Here is a 17,876-nt window from a genome sequence, read left to right as displayed (position 1 = left end):
CTCGGATTGTGTCGAAACATGGATTATACTCTGTTTAACCCGTTTTTGTATTCCCTGAACGGATGTTTGCATCCCCTTAATAGACATTTTTCGGATTCAGCTGAAAATTTTACATGACGACTTCAAATTTGTATGGTATTATATGGTACAATCCAACTGTCAATCATCCCCTGAGCATGTCTAGCCTAGTCATTGACATTGGCAACATATTGAATCCGAGAGGGGTACAAAGACACATGAAGAGAAGATCCTTGCTGCTGGTACTAATGCTAGTGCTTGTTGTAAGCGCATTCGTAAGTGCTTGCGGAAACAACTCGACGAAAACAACTGAGCCGCCAAAGACGGAAACTAAGACAGAACCCAAGACAGAGACCAAGAAGGATGATCCTCCTAAGGAAGCCGCGAAAGAGCAAGTATTCCGTTTCAACCTTGGTACTGAGCCGCCTACGCTGGATCCAGGTCAATCTCAGGATGTGACATCATTTACTGTACTATCCGCGACCTTTGAAGGACTAACTCGTGTCAACGAGAAGGATGAAGTATTGCCGGGCATGGCAGAAAAGTGGTCCATTTCCGATGATGGCAAGACGTACACCTTCAATATTCGCAAGGATGCCAAGTGGTCGAATGGCGACCCTGTAACCGCACATGACTTCGTGTATGCTTGGCAGCGAGTGCTTGATCCTGCAACAGAGCCTGCCCCGCCGTATAACTATCAGCTCTTCTATCTGGTGAATGGTGAAGAATTCAATACGAAAAAGATTACAGATGCTAACCAAGTCGGAGTTAAAGCAACCGATGATTATACATTAGTAGTCAACCTAGTCAACCCTACTCCATACTTCTTAAATCTACTCTCCTTCCAAACCTACTATCCTGTTCATAAGTCAGTGAAAGACAATCCAAAAACATGGGCAAGTGAAGCGAATACGATCATTTCTAACGGTCCATTCAAGGTCTCGAATTGGGTGCACCAATCTTCGCTCGAGCTCGTGCCGAATGAGCACTATTATGCGAAAGATGAGATCAAGTTCACTAAAGTATCCATGACCATGGTCGAAGACTCCATGTCACAGCTCAATATGTATGAGACGAATGCGCTTGATTACGTTGGACGTCCAACAGGAACGATTCCTGCAGATCAGATCCCGGTCTTGAAGCAGACGAAAAAGGATGAACTCATCATTCAGCCGGAAGCAGGATTGTATTATTACCTGTTCAATAACAAAGTTAAGCCGTTTGACAATGTGAAGATACGTAAAGCGCTGGCAATGGCGATCGACCGTAAAGCCATCGTTGAGAATGTGACTTTGGCTGGGCAGGTTCCAGCCTATTATATGGTGCCATTGGGTATTAACGGTGTCAAAGGACAGTACCGCGATGAGGTTCCGGTCAACTATTTTAAAGAGAATGTAGAAGAAGCCAAGAAGCTGCTAGCTGAAGGCTTAGCTGAATCTAACTTGACGTCAATGCCAGAGTTCACGCTTACTTATAACACCAATGACAATCACAAGAAGATAGCGCTCGCCATCGTCGACATGTGGAAACAGAATCTTGGCATCAACGTCCAGATCCAGAATCAAGAGTGGGCCGTATTCTTGAAGGATCGTACTGCATTGAACTACCAGGTTGCACGTGCAGGCTGGTCGCCGGATTATAACGACGCGATGACCTTTATGGATCTATATACGACAGGCAGCGGCAACAATGACCTCGGCTACAGCAATCCGAAATTCGACGAGCTGATCATTCAAGCGAAGAAAGAAGCTGATCCAGTAAAGCGCAGAGAGATTATCGCGCAGGCGGAACAGATTATCATCGGCGACGATATGGCCCTGATGCCAATCTACAACAACAGTATGGTCGGTATGATGAAGCCTAATGTCAAGAACGTATTCTTCGACTATCAAGGCATGCTCCATTTCACAAGAGGTTATCTGGAATAACTCCAGCCTCACCATAAATATGCAAGTCGGGATGCAAGCGGCCTAGCTGTCTTGTATCCCGTTTTTGCAATACTCATTCGAATGAGGCGGTGATATACTCAGATGCTGCGATATATATTAAACAAATGTTTCTTCTTTCTCGTATCCATGTTCGTGTTAGCCTCCATCACCTTCGTACTCATGAAAGCGATTCCAGGTGATCCATTTACTAAAGAGAAAGCTGTAGCTCCCGAAATAAGAGAGCGACTGTACGCTCAGTACGGGTTAGATAAGCCATATTTAGAACAGTATCGTGTTTATTTGGCCAATCTCCTGTCAGGCGACTTAGGAATATCCATGAAAATGCATGATCGAGAAGTCATACAGTTCATCCGAGATTCCTTCCCCTTCTCGCTTCGCCTAGGAATCGTAGCTGTTATCACAGCTGTTCTCGTTGGGGTCACACTCGGAATGACCGCAGCGTTCCATCATCGAAGGCTATTGGATACATCTGCAATGGTTCTAGCTGTTATTGGCGTGTCCGTCCCAAGCTTCGTGCTGGCTTCTTTGATGCAATGGCTCTTAAGCGTAAAGATTCCAATCTTCAATGTGGTCGGATTAAATGAGGCGAAGGACTTCGTCCTCCCTACAATTGCACTATCTGCACTTCCTATCGCCTTTATCGCGCGATTAACACGATCTAATATGCTCGAGGTACTGCATTCCGATTATATTAAGACGGCTCGTTCCAAAGGCTTAAGCACGTGGACGATCATGCGGAGGCACGTGCTGCGCAACGGCATATTGCCAGTGGTCACCTATCTCGGACCGCTTACAGCCAACGTGATTACGGGTTCATTTATTATCGAGCAAATATTCGGCATAGCCGGACTAGGCAAGATATATGTCATGAGCATCGGCAACCGCGATTATTCGCTTATCATGGGAATCACCATCTTCTATGGCTTAATTCTGATGACGGCTCGATTGATTACCGATATCGCTTACGGCTTCATCGATCCTCGCATTAAGCTCGGGAAGCGAAAGGAGCGTGCGGCATGATTTCATTTAACAAGCCGAATCCGATCCAACCGACTTCACTGACACCTGAACAGTTTCACAAGGCTAATATTGACGAGCACGCTTCTGAAGCTATTGAACGCGAGAGCATATCCGCTTGGCGGGATGTGTGGCTTAGATTGCGCTCCAACTGGGCTGCAATGACAGGACTAGTCATTCTAGTGCTGCTCATCATTATGGCGATCGTTGGTCCGTTTCTGACACCGCACGACTTCTCCAAGACGAATCTAATGCTAACGAATAAACCACCCTCGGCAGAGCATTGGTTTGGAACGGACGATCTAGGTCGAGATATGTTCGCGCGAACATGGATGGGAGCTCGCATCTCCTTGCTGGTCGGATTTACAGCTGCGATTATCAACTTGATATTTGGGGTCATTTACGGCGGTATTATGGGCTATCTCGGAGGTAAATTAGATGAATTGATGAACAAAGTATCTGAGGTTATCTATTCTATTCCGGATCTGCTCGTTGCCATCCTGCTCGTCGTCGTATTCAAGCCGAGTCTGCTGACGATCATTATCGCGTTGTGCCTGACCGGATGGATCAATATGTCTTGGATCGTTCGCGGCCAGATCATGCAGCTCAAAACACAAGAGTATGTGCTGGCATCACGCTCCTTGGGCGCATCAGGAGCGAGAATCATATTCCGTCATCTGATCCCGAACACACTAGGACCGATCATCGTAACGTTAACACTAGCAGTACCTTCATCGATCTTTGCTGAAGCTGTGCTCAGCTTCTTAGGTCTCGGCGTTCAGCTTCCTGCAGCCTCATGGGGAACAATGATCAATGATGCGATGCAGGCCATGATCTTATATCCATGGCGCATGCTGTTCCCTGCTATCTTAATTAGCTTAACGATGCTCGCCTTCAACTTATTCGGTGATGGCATGAGAGATGCGATTGATCCGAAGCTCAAAAAATAAGGACAAGGAGGAAACCGCATGGAAAAAGTGCAGCCCATATTAGAAGTCAAAGATTTACATGTTTCCTTCGATGTCCGCGCTGGCGAGGTTCAAGCAGTACGAGGTGTGTCCTTTCATGTGAATCCGGGTGAAGCGGTTGCTATCGTCGGGGAGTCAGGCTGCGGCAAGAGTGTTACTGCCCAAAGTATTATGCGTCTCCTGCCATCTCCACCGTCTCGTGTCAAGCACGGGGAGATTCTATTTAACGGTATTGATCTGCTGAACTTGAAGGAGAAGGACATGCAGGCCTATCGCGGCAAAGAGATCGGTATGATATTTCAAGATCCTATGACTTCACTGAATCCAACGATGACAATAGGCAGACAAATTACTGAGGTGCTGGAGAAGCATAAGAAGATGCGCCGATCGCAAGCGAAGCAAAGGGCAATCGAGATGCTTTCGCTAGTGGGAATACCTAACGCCGCATCCCGCTATAATCAGTTCCCACATGAATTCTCGGGCGGTATGCGTCAAAGAGCTATGATCGCAATTGCACTGGCTTGTCACCCTTCGCTGCTTATTGCGGATGAACCGACAACCGCACTTGATGTTACCATTCAAGCACAGATTCTAAACGTGATGAAGGATCTGCAGGAGAAATTCAATACCTCCATTATCTTAATCACGCATGATCTCGGCATAGTAGCCGACTTATGCGATCGCGTAATCGTCATGTATGCCGGTAAAGTAGTGGAAACAGGGACGAAATGGGAAATCTTCAAAAATCCAAAGCACCCCTATACGAAAGGACTGCTTCGTTCCCTTCCGCGGATCGATCAGCAGAAGAGTGAACCTCTTATCCCGATTCACGGAACGCCGCCTGATCTGCTAAAGCCGCCCGCAGGCTGCGGCTTCTGCGCGCGATGCGAGCATGCGATGAATATCTGCAAGACGCATCAATCGGAGCTTATCGACATTTCCGAAACCCATCAATCACGCTGTTGGCTGCTCCATCCGATGGCACAGGAGGTTTCCCTATGACACAATTGGAAGCGCTCGTACAAGTGGAGAGCTTGAAGAAGTTCTTTCCTGTTAAGCACGGTGGATTGCTGAAGGCAGTTAATGATGTCAGCTTTAACGTGCATCGCGGGGAAACGCTGGGGATGGTCGGTGAATCCGGCTGCGGCAAATCGACAGTCGGCCGTACGATGCTTCGACTGTATGAACCTACCGCAGGACAGGTTCGTTTCAATGGATCAAACATATATAGATTGAACAGAACGAGTATAAAGGCTTTGCGTCGTCAGATGCAGATGATATTCCAAGATCCGTACGCTTCGTTGAACCCGCGTATGACGATCACGGATATCATCGGCGAAGCGCTCGACATTCATAAGCTTGCTGCAAGCCGTCCCGAGAGGAAGCGCCGCGTAGAGGAATTGCTCGATCTAGTCGGCTTGAATCCGGATCATGCGAATCGTTACCCTCATGAATTCTCAGGCGGACAACGGCAGCGAATTGGAATTGCGCGCGCGCTTGCTGTTAATCCGCAGTTCATCATCTGCGATGAGCCCATCTCCGCGCTTGATGTATCGATCCAAGCGCAGGTTGTGAATCTATTGAAAGAGCTGCAAGAACGCTTAGGACTAACGTATTTATTCATCGCGCACGACTTGTCCATGGTCAAGCATATTAGCGACAGAGTCGCCGTAATGTATCTGGGCAAGATGGTTGAACTGGCAGATAGCTCAACTCTGTATTCAGACCCGCTTCATCCTTACACGAATGCGCTGATGTCAGCTATACCAGTCCCCGACCCGGAAGTCGAAGCTCAGAAGGAGCGAATCGTCTTGCAGGGAGAGATCCCAAGCCCGATCAATCCACCTTCCGGCTGTCACTTTCGCACTCGTTGTCCTGCTGCTAGCGTACTATGCGCGAGGGAAGCGCCTGCTTTCCGAGAAATGAAGGCTGGACATTTTGTAGCTTGCCATCATGTATAATTCATAAACGAAGGCAGTGCACGCTCCCATGGGAGTATGCACTGCCTTTCGTATATGCGACACTTAGTATTTCTCCGAAACGAGCTTCGCTTGTGTGAAGAGCAGCAAGTAATCCCTGCCCCCTGCCTTCGAATCGGTACCTGACATATTGAATCCGCCAAATGGATGAACGCCTACGAGTGCGCCGGTACATTTGCGGTTAAAGTACAGATTACCGCAGTGCATCCGTGCTCTTGCATATTCCAGATGCTCACGGTTGCTGCTGAATACAGCACCTGTCAATCCATATTCCGTATCATTGAAGATATCGATCGCTTGCTCGAAGCTGTCTGCCTTGCAGAGGGCCAGCACTGGTCCGAATATTTCCTCCTGCATAATGCGAGCTCGCGAATCAACGTCAGCGAATATCGTAGGCTGAATATAATACCCATTACCTTCCGCAGCCGATCCGCCCGCGATAAGCCGGCCCTCTTGCTTGCCGATTTCCAAGTACTCTAATATCTTGTCGTAGGCATTCTTATCGATTACAGGACCAATCGCTTTGTTGATATTGGCAGGGCCAATCTCGAGTGACTTCGTCTTCTCTACAACCCGCTCCAGCACTTGGTCATATATCTCCGCGTGAATGATCGCTCGCGAGCCAGCAGAGCACTTCTGACCTTGGAATCCGAAGGCGGACTGTACGATGGCTGTTGCCGCTTCCTCCACGTTGGCACTTTGATCTACGACGATACCGTCTTTACCGCCCATTTCCGCGATAAGCCTCTTGATCCACAATTGCCCTGGCTGAGTACGAGCGATTCGTTCATTAATGCGCAGGCCTACATCTCTAGAGCCCGTAAATGAGACGAAGCGGGTTTGCGGGTGATCGACCAGCAAATCTCCGATCTCAGCGCCCGATCCAGGAATGAAGTTGATCACACCTGCAGGGAGCCCTACTTCCTCCATTAGCTCAATGAACTTAGCGGCGATTACAGGAGATGTTGACGCTGGCTTCAGGACAACCGTGTTGCCAGACACAATAGCAGCAGTCGTCATGCCTGCCATGATCGCCAACGGGAAGTTCCAAGGCGGAATGACAACCCCTACTCCAAGTGGAATATAGGTTAGACGATTGTCTTCGCCTTCCAGCGGCGTCAAAGGCTGCGGACCAGCTAAACGCACCATCTCCCGCGCGTAGAACTCAAGGAAATCAATCGCTTCCGCCACATCGGCGTCAGCCTCTCCCCAATTCTTGCCGACCTCGTATACGAGCCATGCTGAATATTCGAATTTGCGTCTGCGCATCACAGCTGCAGCCTTGAATAGGTACCCTGCTCGCTCATCTGGGCTGACATACTGCCATCGCTGAAATGCTTCGTGTGCTGAAGCAATGGCTTGCAGAGCTAACGCTTGATCCGCTTGTGCGACATGCCCGATCACTTGATCGATATCGCCAGGATTGATGGATACTGACGTCTTATCCGTCATGATCTTCTCTCCGTTGATCGTTAAGGGATACGTGCGCCCTAACTCGGCAGCTACTTTCTGCAAAGCTGCTTCCATCAGCAGCTTATTGGCTTCCACAGCAAAATTCGTAAATGGCTCATTGCGAAATGGCATCATCGTCATCTTCGGATCCTCCCTACATTCATTTCATATATAAAGCAGATTAGGACTTGAACATGGACTTCAATACGAACCAAACATTAGCTGGACGCTCCGCCAATCGGCGCATAAAATACCCGTACCAATCATCGCCATAGGGCACGTATACCCGCATCGTATAGCCTTCCTTGGCTAATTGCTGCTGCGCTTGAACTCGAATTCCGTACAGCATCTGAAATTCAAATTGCGAGATTGGGATTCCGTTCGCCTTCACGAACGTTTTTACATGGTTTAAGATCTGATCATCATGTGTGGCTATAGCGGCATAGTGACCTTTGAGAAGGTGCTGCTCTATGATCCGCACATAATTGCGGTCTACGTCTTCTTTGTTCGGGAAAGCCACTTCGGGAGACTCTTTGTAAGCACCTTTTACGAGGCGCAGATTCGGGCGATGCATACTCAGCTTCTCGATATCCGCTTCACTCTTATACAAATAGGCCTGGATTACAATTCCTACGGTATCTCCGTATTCCTTGCGCAGCTCGTTAAAGATTTCAAGCGAGATCTCGTTATGAGCATAATCCTCCATATCGATGCGTACGAAGTTGCCGTAAGTGCGTGCTGTGTCCAAGATCATACGCATATGCTTCATGCACAGCTCCTTCGAAATATCGAGTCCAAGCTGGGTCATCTTGATGGACAGATTCGACTTCACGCCGCTCTTCGCAATCTCATCCAATGTGCGAATACAGCACTGAACGGCTTCTTCCGCTTCTTGAGGCGTGGAAATGAACTCTCCAAGATGGTCCAGTGTGGCAACGATCCCTTTGTTGTTCAGCTCACGTACCGCTGTAATCGCTTCCATAATTTGAACACCAGCGACAAATCGCCTTGCACCGAAGCGGAGACCGTATTTCTTGGCTGCACGGTTGACCGTTCTATTCTTCGAGAGAAACAAAAAAGCATTACGCAGCATGCTTTCCATTGGCAGCTATGCCCCCTAATACAAATGTGTACAATTTTCAAACACTTCTTGTTGTTGTGTTTAATTATAATCATTAATGGTTTATTTTGTAAATACATAAATTAGAATATTATGGAATCAGCTGATTCAAGTAAATGAATTGCAATCATAAGATTCCTTTGCCATAATATGGACAATAACTATAAGACGGAGATGACTTCTTATGAGACAACAGGCGGATGTGTGGGCTGCGCCGCAATTGCAGTCGCTGTTTAACGGACTTCTCGATGCTGTCAACGATGCTGTAACCGTGGTTGATCCGGAAGGAAACGTTATCTATTGGAATCGGCGCGCAGAAGAAATGTACGGCATAGCACAATCCTCGATCGTTGGAAGACGGATCGCAGAGTTTTTTCAACGGGAGTCTGTCATGCTATTTCAGGTCATGGAGAGCGGTACACCCATACGCCAGCTGTATCACGAACCGAGGCCTAACGTTCATGTGATGATTAACGCTTCCCCGCTATGGAGTGACGAAGGCACGCTGCTTGGCGCCGTATCCATAGAGAACGATATGACTTCCTTCGTTAAACTAAGCGCGGAAATGTACAGGGGTGCGGAGGCTGAGAAGCTATCATCCCCTGCATTTCCGTTCAAGCAGGAGCATTTATCGTCTGCCAAGCTAATCGTGGAGCGAAGCAGACCGCTGCTCCTCATTGGAGAAATCGGTTCAGGCAAGCGAAGCATTGCGGATTGGATATATGAGGAACTGGAATTGACGGGATTATTCGTCGCCATGAGCTGCTCGACCATTCCGGAAGGCTTGCTCGAAGCGGAGTTATTCGGCTATCAAGGAGATGCGGAGCGCACGGGAAAATTTGATCTTGCATCGGGCGGCGTTCTGTACCTTAAGGATGCGGACTGCTTGCCGCTCACGCTGCAGGAGAAACTGCTGGATGCGCTGGTCAGCGGAAGCTTCACTCGCATGAGCGGTGTGAAGCGAGTCTCGGTCCAGTGCCGAGTCATCGCCTCTGCTGCAAGCGGGCTGTATTCGTTAGGCGAGGACACGGCGGATGGCTGGCTGCCGGAGCTGTACTATGCGTTCGTGCAGCAGCCGGTGCCCGCAGTACGCGAGCGTGTGCAGGAGCTTCCCGAACTGTGCAGCCTCTATTTAGCGGAGGCTGCTGACAAGTTCGGGATTATCCGGCCTGTGCTGCGGCAAGATGCGCTTGCCGCCATCGCAGCCTATGACTGGCCGGATAACCTGCCGCAGCTGCGCCATGCGATGGAGCAGGCCGCGCTTGCTGTGCATGCGCAGGGCGGCACGGCTATCGCCGCGAAGGAGCTGCCGGACTACGCGCGGCTGACAACGTTAGCGGAGCTGACGGAGGACGATCTGCCGCTCAGCGTCCATTCGGAGGAGATGGAGCGCGGCAAGATCGCGGATGCGCTTAAGCGCGCGCAGGGCAACAAGGCGCGCGCCGCACGCCTGCTCGGTATCTCGCGCGGCGCGCTCTACTATAAGCTGCGCCAGTATGGATTGGATTAGGCGTACAGCAGCGCACCTACGCTCTGTAAGAGGCTTTTCCCCCGTTACAGTGTAGATAGCGCTCTCGATAATGGAGATAACGGGGGATTTCCCTCTTACGCGGCCTTTTGCATAAGCAATCAGCAGCGTTGCTGTAAGATAACGGGGATTTCCCCTGTTACAGCGCGAGAATCACGCCAGCGATAGATTGTAACTGGGTAAAACCAAGTTACAAGAATACCTAACCTAAAAAGCGTTCTCCGTGCTTACTCGCACGAAGAACGCTTTTTCAACCTCTCACACTAACTTTTTCTTCAGCAGAATGCGGTCACAGCAGACGAGGCCATTTTCGATGATTGGTTCATCATAATGTTTGGTGAAATAATCCGGCTCCACACCCACAATCCGGAAGCCAACCTTCTGGTAGAGGTATAGCTGACCGATCGATGAATTGCCCGTGCTGACTTCCAGTATCGCATAGCCATTGCTTCTCGCCCATTCGGCCGCTTCACGCAGCAGCCGTTGTCCGCAGCCCTGCCCTTGCATTGCAGGATCTACGGCTAAGTTCATCACTTCCAGCGTATGCTCCGCAATGTCACGAAGCACACAGACACCAATGACACGTGTCTCATCAAGCAGCTCTATAATAACGCTGTCGTTAATGTACTTTTGAATCATTTCCACACTTGGGTCAGCCAGCATCAACAGCTCATATGGAATCTCCTCACCTGAACCCAGCATGCGGATCGTCAAACTTGTCAATTTCATACATGATTCCTCCATAACACACGATCAAGTATCCCATAGATAATAGCGGCAGCTATGCCGAACGGGCTAACGCCAAAGCCAATTCTAATCATGCCTACTGGATTATCTACTGGGTTACCTAAGCCCATTATTAATACAGTGAGAATAGAAGCGATAAAACCTGCCACCGCATAGCTCAACGTGAATATAGCGACACGAACCCATCTGCTCTTATCCGTCAGACTCTTCATTAACCGATCAATCCCGAAGGAAGCGAGAATGCCGAACACAAGACAAGCAACCATCGTATAAAAGAAAATAACGAGCGCGACTACGTAGAAGCTTAATTCCTTAGAGAAGAACGCGCCTAGCAATGCAGCCAGTAGAATTGCGACTAAGATGGAAGTTATTATCTTCTTCCCGATGATCTTGAAGATCGGTATGAGAAGCCCTCCTATTGTCAGGTTAACTATATGTCAGGATATCGTTTCTATATTCCTAACTTTCCAAACCATCTCGATCTCATCTTCAATGATACGACCAGTCTTGCAAAACCCAACTTGTTCATACATATGCTCCGCATGCTCATTCCCCGGCACATAGCTGAGCACAATCTGCTCTGTGCAATCCGGCAACGCCGCTAGCTCATTTATCGCACTTACGAGCGCCGCTTTGCCATACCCGTGTCCTTGATGCTCCTGCGCGATCATTAGCCTTGATATCCAATACCTGTCGTCATCAGGATCCTTACCATACATGATAAATCCAACCATCACGTCCTGAAAATAGACACCCATCGGCTTATAAGAAGGTTCATATGCAGCTTGTGCCAAAGAAAACACATTACTCGCTACATACTTTTCCTGATCCTTCCCTACTCTCAAACCTACACACTTTAACCAGTTCTGTTTATGAATTGGTCTTAACTCTATATTCAACTGAACTCCCCCTCCATATTATGCGAATGACTAGCTCTTTTTTTGCTATTAAACTGGAATCTCATCCATATATTTGCTTGGATAGCTACATTGTAGCAAATGGCGATTGGAGTGTCTGTTCATTTTCACGGAAAGCTCGGATATAACTATTTTTTACAGCATGAAAATGATCCCACAAAAAAAACAGCAGCCAAGGTCCCACCCTTAACTGCTGTGTTCCAATTCATCAATAATTGGCTTGCCTATCCGATCTATCGGATCAATAAGCCGCTTGCTTCAGACTTAACGCTTCCTCCGCGGGAACATAAGGATATCCGAGATCCCTGGCCACCGCATGATACGTGATCGAGCCATTAGCAACGTTCAATCCTGACATCAAGGCTTTGTTCTCGCGCAGCGCCTGCTGGAGTCCCTTGTTGGCTATAAGCAAGGCATAAGGCAAGGTGACGTTCGTCAACGCCATCGTTGATGTTCGCGATACAGCGCCAGGCATATTCGCGACTGCATAATGAATAACACCATGCTTCACATACGTCGGCTGGTCATGAGTCGTCACATGATCAACCGTCTCGACGATACCGCCTTGATCAACAGCCACGTCGATGACGACTGATCCTGGCTGCATCGAGCGTATCATATCTTCACTCACTAGCTTCGGCGCTTTAGCGCCAGGTATGAGCACAGCGCCAATCACGAGATCCGATTCCCGCACGGCGTCCGCGATGTTCATCGGATTAGACATTAGCGTATGGATGCTCGATCCAAATATATCATCCAGCTGGCGCAGGCGATCGGCGCTCATATCGATAATCGTCACATCAGCGCCTAAGCCGACAGCAATCTTGGCCGCGTTGGTACCTACAACACCGCCGCCAATAATCGTTACCTTCCCGCGCCGCACACCTGGAACGCCGCCCAGCAATATGCCTTTGCCTCCATGCGGCTTCTCCAGCATCTGAGCACCGACCTGAGCAGCCATCCGCCCAGCCACTTCACTCATAGGCGTGAGCAGCGGCAATGTTCGGTTGACCTCGACGGTTTCATAGGCGATAGCTGTAACCTTGTGGTCCAGCAGCGCTTTGGCCAACTTAGGCTCTGCCGCCAAGTGCAAATATGTGAATAAGATCAGCCCTTCACGAAAATAACCATACTCAGCCGCTATTGGCTCCTTAACCTTCATCACCATGTCGGATTCATTCCATACAGCCGCGGCATTCACTGAGATGATTGCTCCCGCAGCAGCGTAATCGCTGTCATTGAATCCGCTGCCAAGGCCAGCACCCTGTTCAACTCGCACTTCATGGCCTGCTTGTCGAAGGGCAAATACGCCTGCTGGAGTAATCGCTACACGATTTTCATTATTTTTAATTTCTGTCGGTATCCCAATTTTCAATGCGAAGCCCCCCTGTAAAGCTTTATTAATTCACTACTAGTATAGTATTGTGACAACTTGTTTAACTTTAGTAACTATTCCAAAATAATAAACAGGCTCTTGTGATAATTATACAAAAAGCCTGTCTCTAAAGCCATTGATTCAGCTTCAGTTCTAAGTAAAGTGTAACCTTGTCGTCCATGCTGTCCAGATCAATCTCACCGATCTCCGATGCACGCTTCATCCGGTACACCAATGTATTCGTATGAACATGCAGCATTTCTGATGCCTGCTTCACATTACAATCCTGCGACAGATAGACATACAGCGTCTCCAGCAGATTTGTATGATGCTGCTCGTCATATCGACGCAGCTTCATAAGACTAGGGTGTGCAGATGGATGCTGTTCATTCACCTTAGCCATCGAAGGCAGGAAGCGATAATAGCCTAAGTCGGCATAGTTATGGCTGTGCATCGTTTCTTTTGGAAATCGCAGCTTCGAATGGATAACGGTTAAAGCCTCCTGATAGCTTGCGGGCACCTGTGTATATTGATCACGATAAGAACCCCCGCCGTGTCTTATCGGTGCTATGCCAAAGCGCTGCTTCCATTGCTGCAGGAATTGAGCCCAATCCGCTTCGCCAATCATCTGCTCCTTCATTCCGTCCTTAGGCGAGCACAGCAGAATTAACTGATGCTGATGAATAAGCTGCAGCGCGATCCGAATGCGCTGTACCGACCACATCGTGATCGGAATTCGTTCAAGCTGTCGAAGCAGCAGCCCGTCTTCGAACTCCAGAACTTTAATCTGATAACGTACGGGCAGCTTGACCCCCAACTGCAGCGCTTCATCTCGAATGGCAGACTCCTCATGCAGTTCTCCTGTCAGCAGATTCCAGAAGAAGTCCTGCATATGCTGCTCCTGCTTGCGGTGCAGATGATGATGCTGCAGGAGCTTCTTACTCGCTGCCGATGCAGCCCGCAGGAGATAGGAATAAGCTTGCTCATCATTCATTTGAAGATCATCCATAGCCCATATATAGCCGAGAATATCTTGATTGTTGCGAATGGCGACAGCGATGCGTTTCTGCAGGCCGACCTCGTCAATGCGATCTATCCGAATCGGTTCCTTACTAGCCATCAATCGTTGTATGATCCCTTCACGCCACAATACATGGATAACTTCATCCGGCACCTTGCGGCCAATGATTGTCGCGATTCGAACGGGATCGGTCTCAGGCTTGTGAGAGCTGTATGCGATCAAGCGATGGCTGGCATCCTCAATCGTTACCGGACATTGCAGTACCTCGCTGATCGTGTCAGCAATCTCTTCCAAATGCTCGAAATGCTTCTCGAAAGGATCTTGGTTCTTATTCATCCGGATGACCCCTTATCATTCTACTTATGCGTTGGTTCTTTCCATTTCATCATAGTAGAAGAACAGGGGAAATGTACAGATATTTACATATTTTCACTCAAATTAAGAATGAAATATCTATATTGAAAATGGTCTTCATCAGTATGTTAAGCAGCGTGTTATTTCATATCCTCAACTACGGTATTCTTCGTCATGACCTCTACTTTCTTAATGCGATGTCGTTCCTTTTCCAGGATAGTAAACTCAATTCCTTCAACAGTCATCGTACTGCCCTTCTGTGCGTCTGGGAACTGGGTATAGAGCCATCCTCCAATCGTATCAAAGTCTTCACTGACCAAATGAATATGCAGCAGCTCATTTAGTTCGTCTAACAGCACTTTCCCATCTACGCGAACATGGTCTTCACTCACAATCTCAATCCTTGCTCGCTCATCTGCATCGAATTCATCTCGAATCTCGCCTACAATCTCCTCTAATATGTCCTCAATCGTTATCATACCGGAGGTTCCGCCATATTCATCGGCTAGTATGGCAAGCTGGCTTCTTTCCTGCTGCATAAAGTGAAGCAGCTGCTTCACTGGCATCGCTTCAGAAACGGTCATCACAGGTTGAGCTAGCTCCTTGGCAAGCTTATCGCCAACATTCCCATCCTCCAGAAATAGCTGCTTCGTATTTACAATGCCTATGACGAAGTCCTTATCATCTTTAATAACAGGATAACGAGTATAGCGCTCACTCTTCATGATCGACATATTCTCATCAATCGTCCGTTCACCATCCAAGCAGATCATATCGGTGCGCGGCACCATGATCTCTTTTGCCAACAGATCATCAAATACGAAGATCCGGCTTACATAACCGTATTCTGTATTATTGATCATCCCGCTCTCATAGCTCTCGTTGATAATGAGCTGCAGCTCTTCTTCAGAATGTGCTTCTTCATACTCGCTAACTGGCTTCATCCCGAATAGTCGAATGATGCCGTTGGCAGAGCCGTTTAACATCCAAATAAACGGATACATCACGGTATGAAACCAAATAATCGGCTGAGCAAACAACAGTGTGATCGTTTCAGCCTTCTGAATCGCCAATGTTTTGGGTGCGAGCTCTCCCAAGACAACATGTATATAGGTAACGGATACGAAAGCGATGATGAAGGAAATAAAATTATTGATCTGCACGGGCATGCCAAGCGACTCAAACAAGGGATGCAGCACCTTTTCTACCGTCGGTTCACCTAACCAACCGAGACCGAGCGCCGTGATCGTGATGCCCAACTGGCAAGCTGAGAGATATCCATCCAGATCGCTGATCACTTTCTTAGCGTATATCGCCCTTCTATTGCCTTCTTGCACTAATTGGTCAATGCGGCTTGTGCGAACTTTAACGATCGCAAATTCAGTCGATACGAATAAGGCTGTAAATAAAATAAGCACGGCAATTAGCAAAAAATTTTGAGTGGTGCTGTCCATCGTCAAGCAGCAGCTCCTTTATCCAACAGATATCACGTTTCGACCAACGCTCAGTATGAGCTGGAGATCGGTACATATGCTGAGCAGTTATCAGGTAGTATGCCCACAACATTGAGAAATGTCGTCAGCAATATCGCCGCTTGAAACCAACAATTCTCCACACAAAAAGCCTCTACAAGCTCAAGTCAGAACATAATTGTCCTGCCAGCGCTTGAAGAGGCTCTTATTTTGAATAATCGAATTATTGCTCCGCTGCAAATCGATTGGTCAATGAACCAAGCTTCTCGATTTCGATCGTGACGACGTCGCCTGGCTGCAAGTAAACCTGCTTCTCCGGCGGCAATCCAAGCACGACACCTTCAGGTGTTCCTGTCAAGATGATATCGCCAGGGACAAGCGTCATGTGACGGGACAGGTAGCTCACGATCTCATCACAGGTAAAGATCATATCTGCTGTGTTGGAGCTCTGACGAACTTCACCATTAACGATCGCGCGAATCGCGAGCTCGTTAGGATTCCCTACCTCATCTGCTGTAACTAGGTAAGGACCGAGCGGACTGAAATCGTCACAGCTCTTACCAAGCAGCCATTGTGGTGTACGGAGCTGAAGATCGCGAGCAGATAGATCATTTACACAGCAATAGCCAAATACATGGTCTAATGCTTGATCCCGTTCCACATCCTTCGCGCGTTTGCCGATTACGATAACCAGCTCCGCTTCATAATCTAATTTGTCCGTAACACGCGGGATGGCGATGTCCGCCAAATGTGAAGTCAGCGTATTATTGAATTTATTAAATATGATTGGAAATTCCGGAATTGGGGCGTTCGTCTCTTCAGCATGCTTGCGATAATTAAGCCCGATACATATAATCTTGTTCGGGTTCGTAACGCAAGGCCCCCACTGTACGGCTTGCTCATCGTACACGTAAGCAGGCTTATCGTTCAACGGAAGCGAGTCAATGAACTCCTGCAGCGCTTCAACTGCTGAAGAGCCTCCTTCAATGACTTCCATAACCGTTAATGGGATGCCAGCAGCTGCATTCATTTGTACTGCCTCAGCAATGTTTACGATACCTTGCTCCGTCTTAACCCCAAGCTCTGATTTGCCGTTGTTCATGAGTGTAACTAGTTTCATAATTGATATACTCCTCTCATCTGCGACCGCTCTCGTCCATTATGCGTTCTTGCCAAATACAACCCCGCCGTCCACATAAACGGGAGAACCCATCATGAACTTGGACTCATCTGAAGCGAGAAATAAAGCCGCCCGCGCTACATCCTCAGGCGTTCCCATCTGTCCGCTCAATTGGCGCTGCTTCAGGGATTGAACTGCTTCTTCTGGATCCGAATAGGATGTTCGCAGATAATTCTCTACGAACGGAGTCATAATCGTTCCCGGAAGCAGCGCATTCACGCGAATGTTGTACTTCGCATAATCAACCTGCATCGACTTCGTCAACGCAAGGATAGCGCCCTTCGAGGCTGCGTACGGCGCGCGTTTAGCCAGCCCGATCTCAGCGATGCAGGAAGACATATGGATAATGGAGCCTGATTGCTGCTCGATCATATGAGGGATTACATATTTGCTGGTCAAATATACACCCGTCACATTGACGCGCATTACTCGATCCCATACATCCTCTTCAATCTCATGCAGAACGCCGACTCCGCTGATTCCAGCGTTGTTGAAGAGTACATCAATACGCCCATAACGTTCAATAATCTCGTCAGTCATCACCTTCACTTGTGCTCCATCGGTTACATCCGCGCCGATGAACACTGCATTGCCGCCATCATGAACAATCGCGTCTACTGTTGCCTGACCATGGTGCTGCGATATGTCGTTTACAACGACGATTGCACCTTCACTCGCAAAGAGCTTAGCTGTGCATTCGCCGATACCTGAACCTGCGCCGGTTATAAGTACCACTTTTCCGGACAATCTCACATCGACACACCACCTGAAATTATTTA

General features: G+C 48.3%; 16 protein-coding genes. 6 read left to right on the top strand and 10 right to left on the bottom strand.

Going from position 1 to position 17,876, the window contains the following annotated elements; all coding sequences use genetic code 11:
* The first annotated feature begins 236 nt into the window (after nucleotides 1–236).
* From ACXX53_RS16240 to ACXX53_RS16220, 5 genes are all read left to right on the top strand, one after another.
* Nucleotides 237–1,946 (top strand): peptide ABC transporter substrate-binding protein, encoded by a 1,710-nt coding sequence (locus ACXX53_RS16240; RefSeq protein WP_458569712.1) that lies wholly within the window; start codon nucleotides 237–239, stop codon nucleotides 1,944–1,946.
* 102 nt (nucleotides 1,947–2,048) lie between these two features.
* Nucleotides 2,049–2,987: an ABC transporter permease gene (locus ACXX53_RS16235; RefSeq protein ID WP_458569711.1), complete on the top strand. Its 939-nt coding sequence runs from the start codon at nucleotides 2,049–2,051 to the stop codon at nucleotides 2,985–2,987.
* On the top strand, nucleotides 2,984–3,934 hold the full coding sequence (locus tag ACXX53_RS16230) for an ABC transporter permease (RefSeq protein ID WP_458569710.1): 951 nt from the start codon (nucleotides 2,984–2,986) through the stop codon (nucleotides 3,932–3,934). Before ACXX53_RS16235 ends, ACXX53_RS16230 begins: the two co-directional genes overlap by 4 nt.
* Before the next feature lie 27 nt (nucleotides 3,935–3,961).
* A complete protein-coding gene (locus ACXX53_RS16225; protein WP_458569828.1) occupies nucleotides 3,962–4,954 on the top strand; it encodes an ABC transporter ATP-binding protein in 993 nt (330 codons plus the stop codon).
* Nucleotides 4,951–5,913, top strand: coding sequence for an ABC transporter ATP-binding protein (locus ACXX53_RS16220; RefSeq protein ID WP_458569709.1), 963 nt, complete (start codon nucleotides 4,951–4,953; stop codon nucleotides 5,911–5,913). The genes ACXX53_RS16225 and ACXX53_RS16220 overlap by 4 nt, the downstream gene beginning before the upstream one ends.
* Nucleotides 5,914–5,976: 63 nt before the next feature.
* Here ACXX53_RS16220 and pruA read toward each other — a convergent pair whose 3' ends face one another.
* Both pruA and ACXX53_RS16210 read right to left on the bottom strand, forming a co-directional pair.
* On the bottom strand, nucleotides 5,977–7,524 hold the full coding sequence (gene pruA / locus ACXX53_RS16215; RefSeq protein WP_458569708.1) for an L-glutamate gamma-semialdehyde dehydrogenase: 1,548 nt from the start codon (nucleotides 7,522–7,524) through the stop codon (nucleotides 5,977–5,979).
* Nucleotides 7,525–7,564: 40 nt separating this feature from the next.
* Entirely contained in the window at nucleotides 7,565–8,485 is a 921-nt protein-coding gene (locus ACXX53_RS16210) for a proline dehydrogenase family protein (protein WP_458569707.1), read from the bottom strand.
* A 202-nt stretch (nucleotides 8,486–8,687) separates the two neighbouring features.
* On the opposite strand from ACXX53_RS16210, the gene ACXX53_RS16205 reads away from it, so the two are divergent.
* Entirely contained in the window at nucleotides 8,688–10,013 is a 1,326-nt protein-coding gene (locus tag ACXX53_RS16205; protein ID WP_458569706.1) for a sigma 54-interacting transcriptional regulator, read from the top strand.
* Between the two features lie 276 nt (nucleotides 10,014–10,289).
* On the opposite strand, the gene ACXX53_RS16200 is transcribed toward ACXX53_RS16205, so the two are convergent.
* From ACXX53_RS16200 to ACXX53_RS16165, 8 genes are all read right to left on the bottom strand, one after another.
* Nucleotides 10,290–10,760 carry a GNAT family N-acetyltransferase gene (locus ACXX53_RS16200; protein WP_458569705.1) on the bottom strand — a complete coding sequence of 157 codons (471 nt, stop codon included), beginning with the start codon at nucleotides 10,758–10,760 and terminating at the stop codon, nucleotides 10,290–10,292.
* Complete coding sequence (locus ACXX53_RS16195; RefSeq protein ID WP_458569704.1) at nucleotides 10,757–11,113, bottom strand: hypothetical protein; 357 nt, start codon at nucleotides 11,111–11,113, stop codon at nucleotides 10,757–10,759. Before ACXX53_RS16195 ends, ACXX53_RS16200 begins: the two co-directional genes overlap by 4 nt.
* Before the next feature lie 102 nt (nucleotides 11,114–11,215).
* Nucleotides 11,216–11,677 (bottom strand): GNAT family N-acetyltransferase, encoded by a 462-nt coding sequence (locus ACXX53_RS16190; protein ID WP_458569703.1) that lies wholly within the window; start codon nucleotides 11,675–11,677, stop codon nucleotides 11,216–11,218.
* 259 nt (nucleotides 11,678–11,936) lie between these two features.
* Nucleotides 11,937–13,070, bottom strand: a complete 1,134-nt coding sequence (gene ald, locus ACXX53_RS16185; protein WP_458569702.1) for an alanine dehydrogenase — start codon at nucleotides 13,068–13,070, stop codon at nucleotides 11,937–11,939.
* 127 nt (nucleotides 13,071–13,197) lie between these two features.
* Nucleotides 13,198–14,427, bottom strand: a complete 1,230-nt coding sequence (locus ACXX53_RS16180; protein WP_458569701.1) for a PucR family transcriptional regulator — start codon at nucleotides 14,425–14,427, stop codon at nucleotides 13,198–13,200.
* 158 nt (nucleotides 14,428–14,585) lie between these two features.
* Nucleotides 14,586–15,899, bottom strand: coding sequence for a hemolysin family protein (locus ACXX53_RS16175; protein WP_458569827.1), 1,314 nt, complete (start codon nucleotides 15,897–15,899; stop codon nucleotides 14,586–14,588).
* A gap of 241 nt (nucleotides 15,900–16,140) precedes the next feature.
* On the bottom strand, nucleotides 16,141–17,037 hold the full coding sequence (locus ACXX53_RS16170) for a fumarylacetoacetate hydrolase family protein (protein ID WP_458569700.1): 897 nt from the start codon (nucleotides 17,035–17,037) through the stop codon (nucleotides 16,141–16,143).
* Between the two features lie 39 nt (nucleotides 17,038–17,076).
* Complete coding sequence (locus tag ACXX53_RS16165) at nucleotides 17,077–17,850, bottom strand: SDR family NAD(P)-dependent oxidoreductase (RefSeq protein WP_458569699.1); 774 nt, start codon at nucleotides 17,848–17,850, stop codon at nucleotides 17,077–17,079.
* Nucleotides 17,851–17,876 lie beyond the last annotated feature (26 nt).

This window comes from Paenibacillus marinisediminis, from assembly GCF_054343325.1.
This window is presented reverse-complemented; position numbering and strand designations above follow the sequence as displayed.

Excerpts from the sequence above, each read along its gene's own strand:
- ACXX53_RS16240 (WP_458569712.1), top strand. The coding sequence starts at position 237 with ATGAAGAGAAGATCCTTGCTGCTGGTACTAATGCTAGTGCTTGTTGTA.
- ACXX53_RS16235 (WP_458569711.1), top strand. The coding sequence starts at position 2,049 with ATGCTGCGATATATATTAAACAAATGTTTCTTCTTTCTCGTATCCATG.
- ACXX53_RS16230 (WP_458569710.1), top strand. The coding sequence starts at position 2,984 with ATGATTTCATTTAACAAGCCGAATCCGATCCAACCGACTTCACTGACA.
- ACXX53_RS16220 (WP_458569709.1), top strand. The coding sequence starts at position 4,951 with ATGACACAATTGGAAGCGCTCGTACAAGTGGAGAGCTTGAAGAAGTTC.
- pruA (WP_458569708.1), bottom strand. The coding sequence starts at position 7,524 with ATGACGATGATGCCATTTCGCAATGAGCCATTTACGAATTTTGCTGTG.
- ACXX53_RS16210 (WP_458569707.1), bottom strand. The coding sequence starts at position 8,485 with ATGGAAAGCATGCTGCGTAATGCTTTTTTGTTTCTCTCGAAGAATAGA.
- ACXX53_RS16205 (WP_458569706.1), top strand. The coding sequence starts at position 8,688 with ATGAGACAACAGGCGGATGTGTGGGCTGCGCCGCAATTGCAGTCGCTG.
- ACXX53_RS16200 (WP_458569705.1), bottom strand. The coding sequence starts at position 10,760 with ATGAAATTGACAAGTTTGACGATCCGCATGCTGGGTTCAGGTGAGGAG.
- ACXX53_RS16180 (WP_458569701.1), bottom strand. The coding sequence starts at position 14,427 with ATGAATAAGAACCAAGATCCTTTCGAGAAGCATTTCGAGCATTTGGAA.
- ACXX53_RS16175 (WP_458569827.1), bottom strand. The coding sequence starts at position 15,899 with ATGGACAGCACCACTCAAAATTTTTTGCTAATTGCCGTGCTTATTTTA.
- ACXX53_RS16170 (WP_458569700.1), bottom strand. The coding sequence starts at position 17,037 with ATGAAACTAGTTACACTCATGAACAACGGCAAATCAGAGCTTGGGGTT.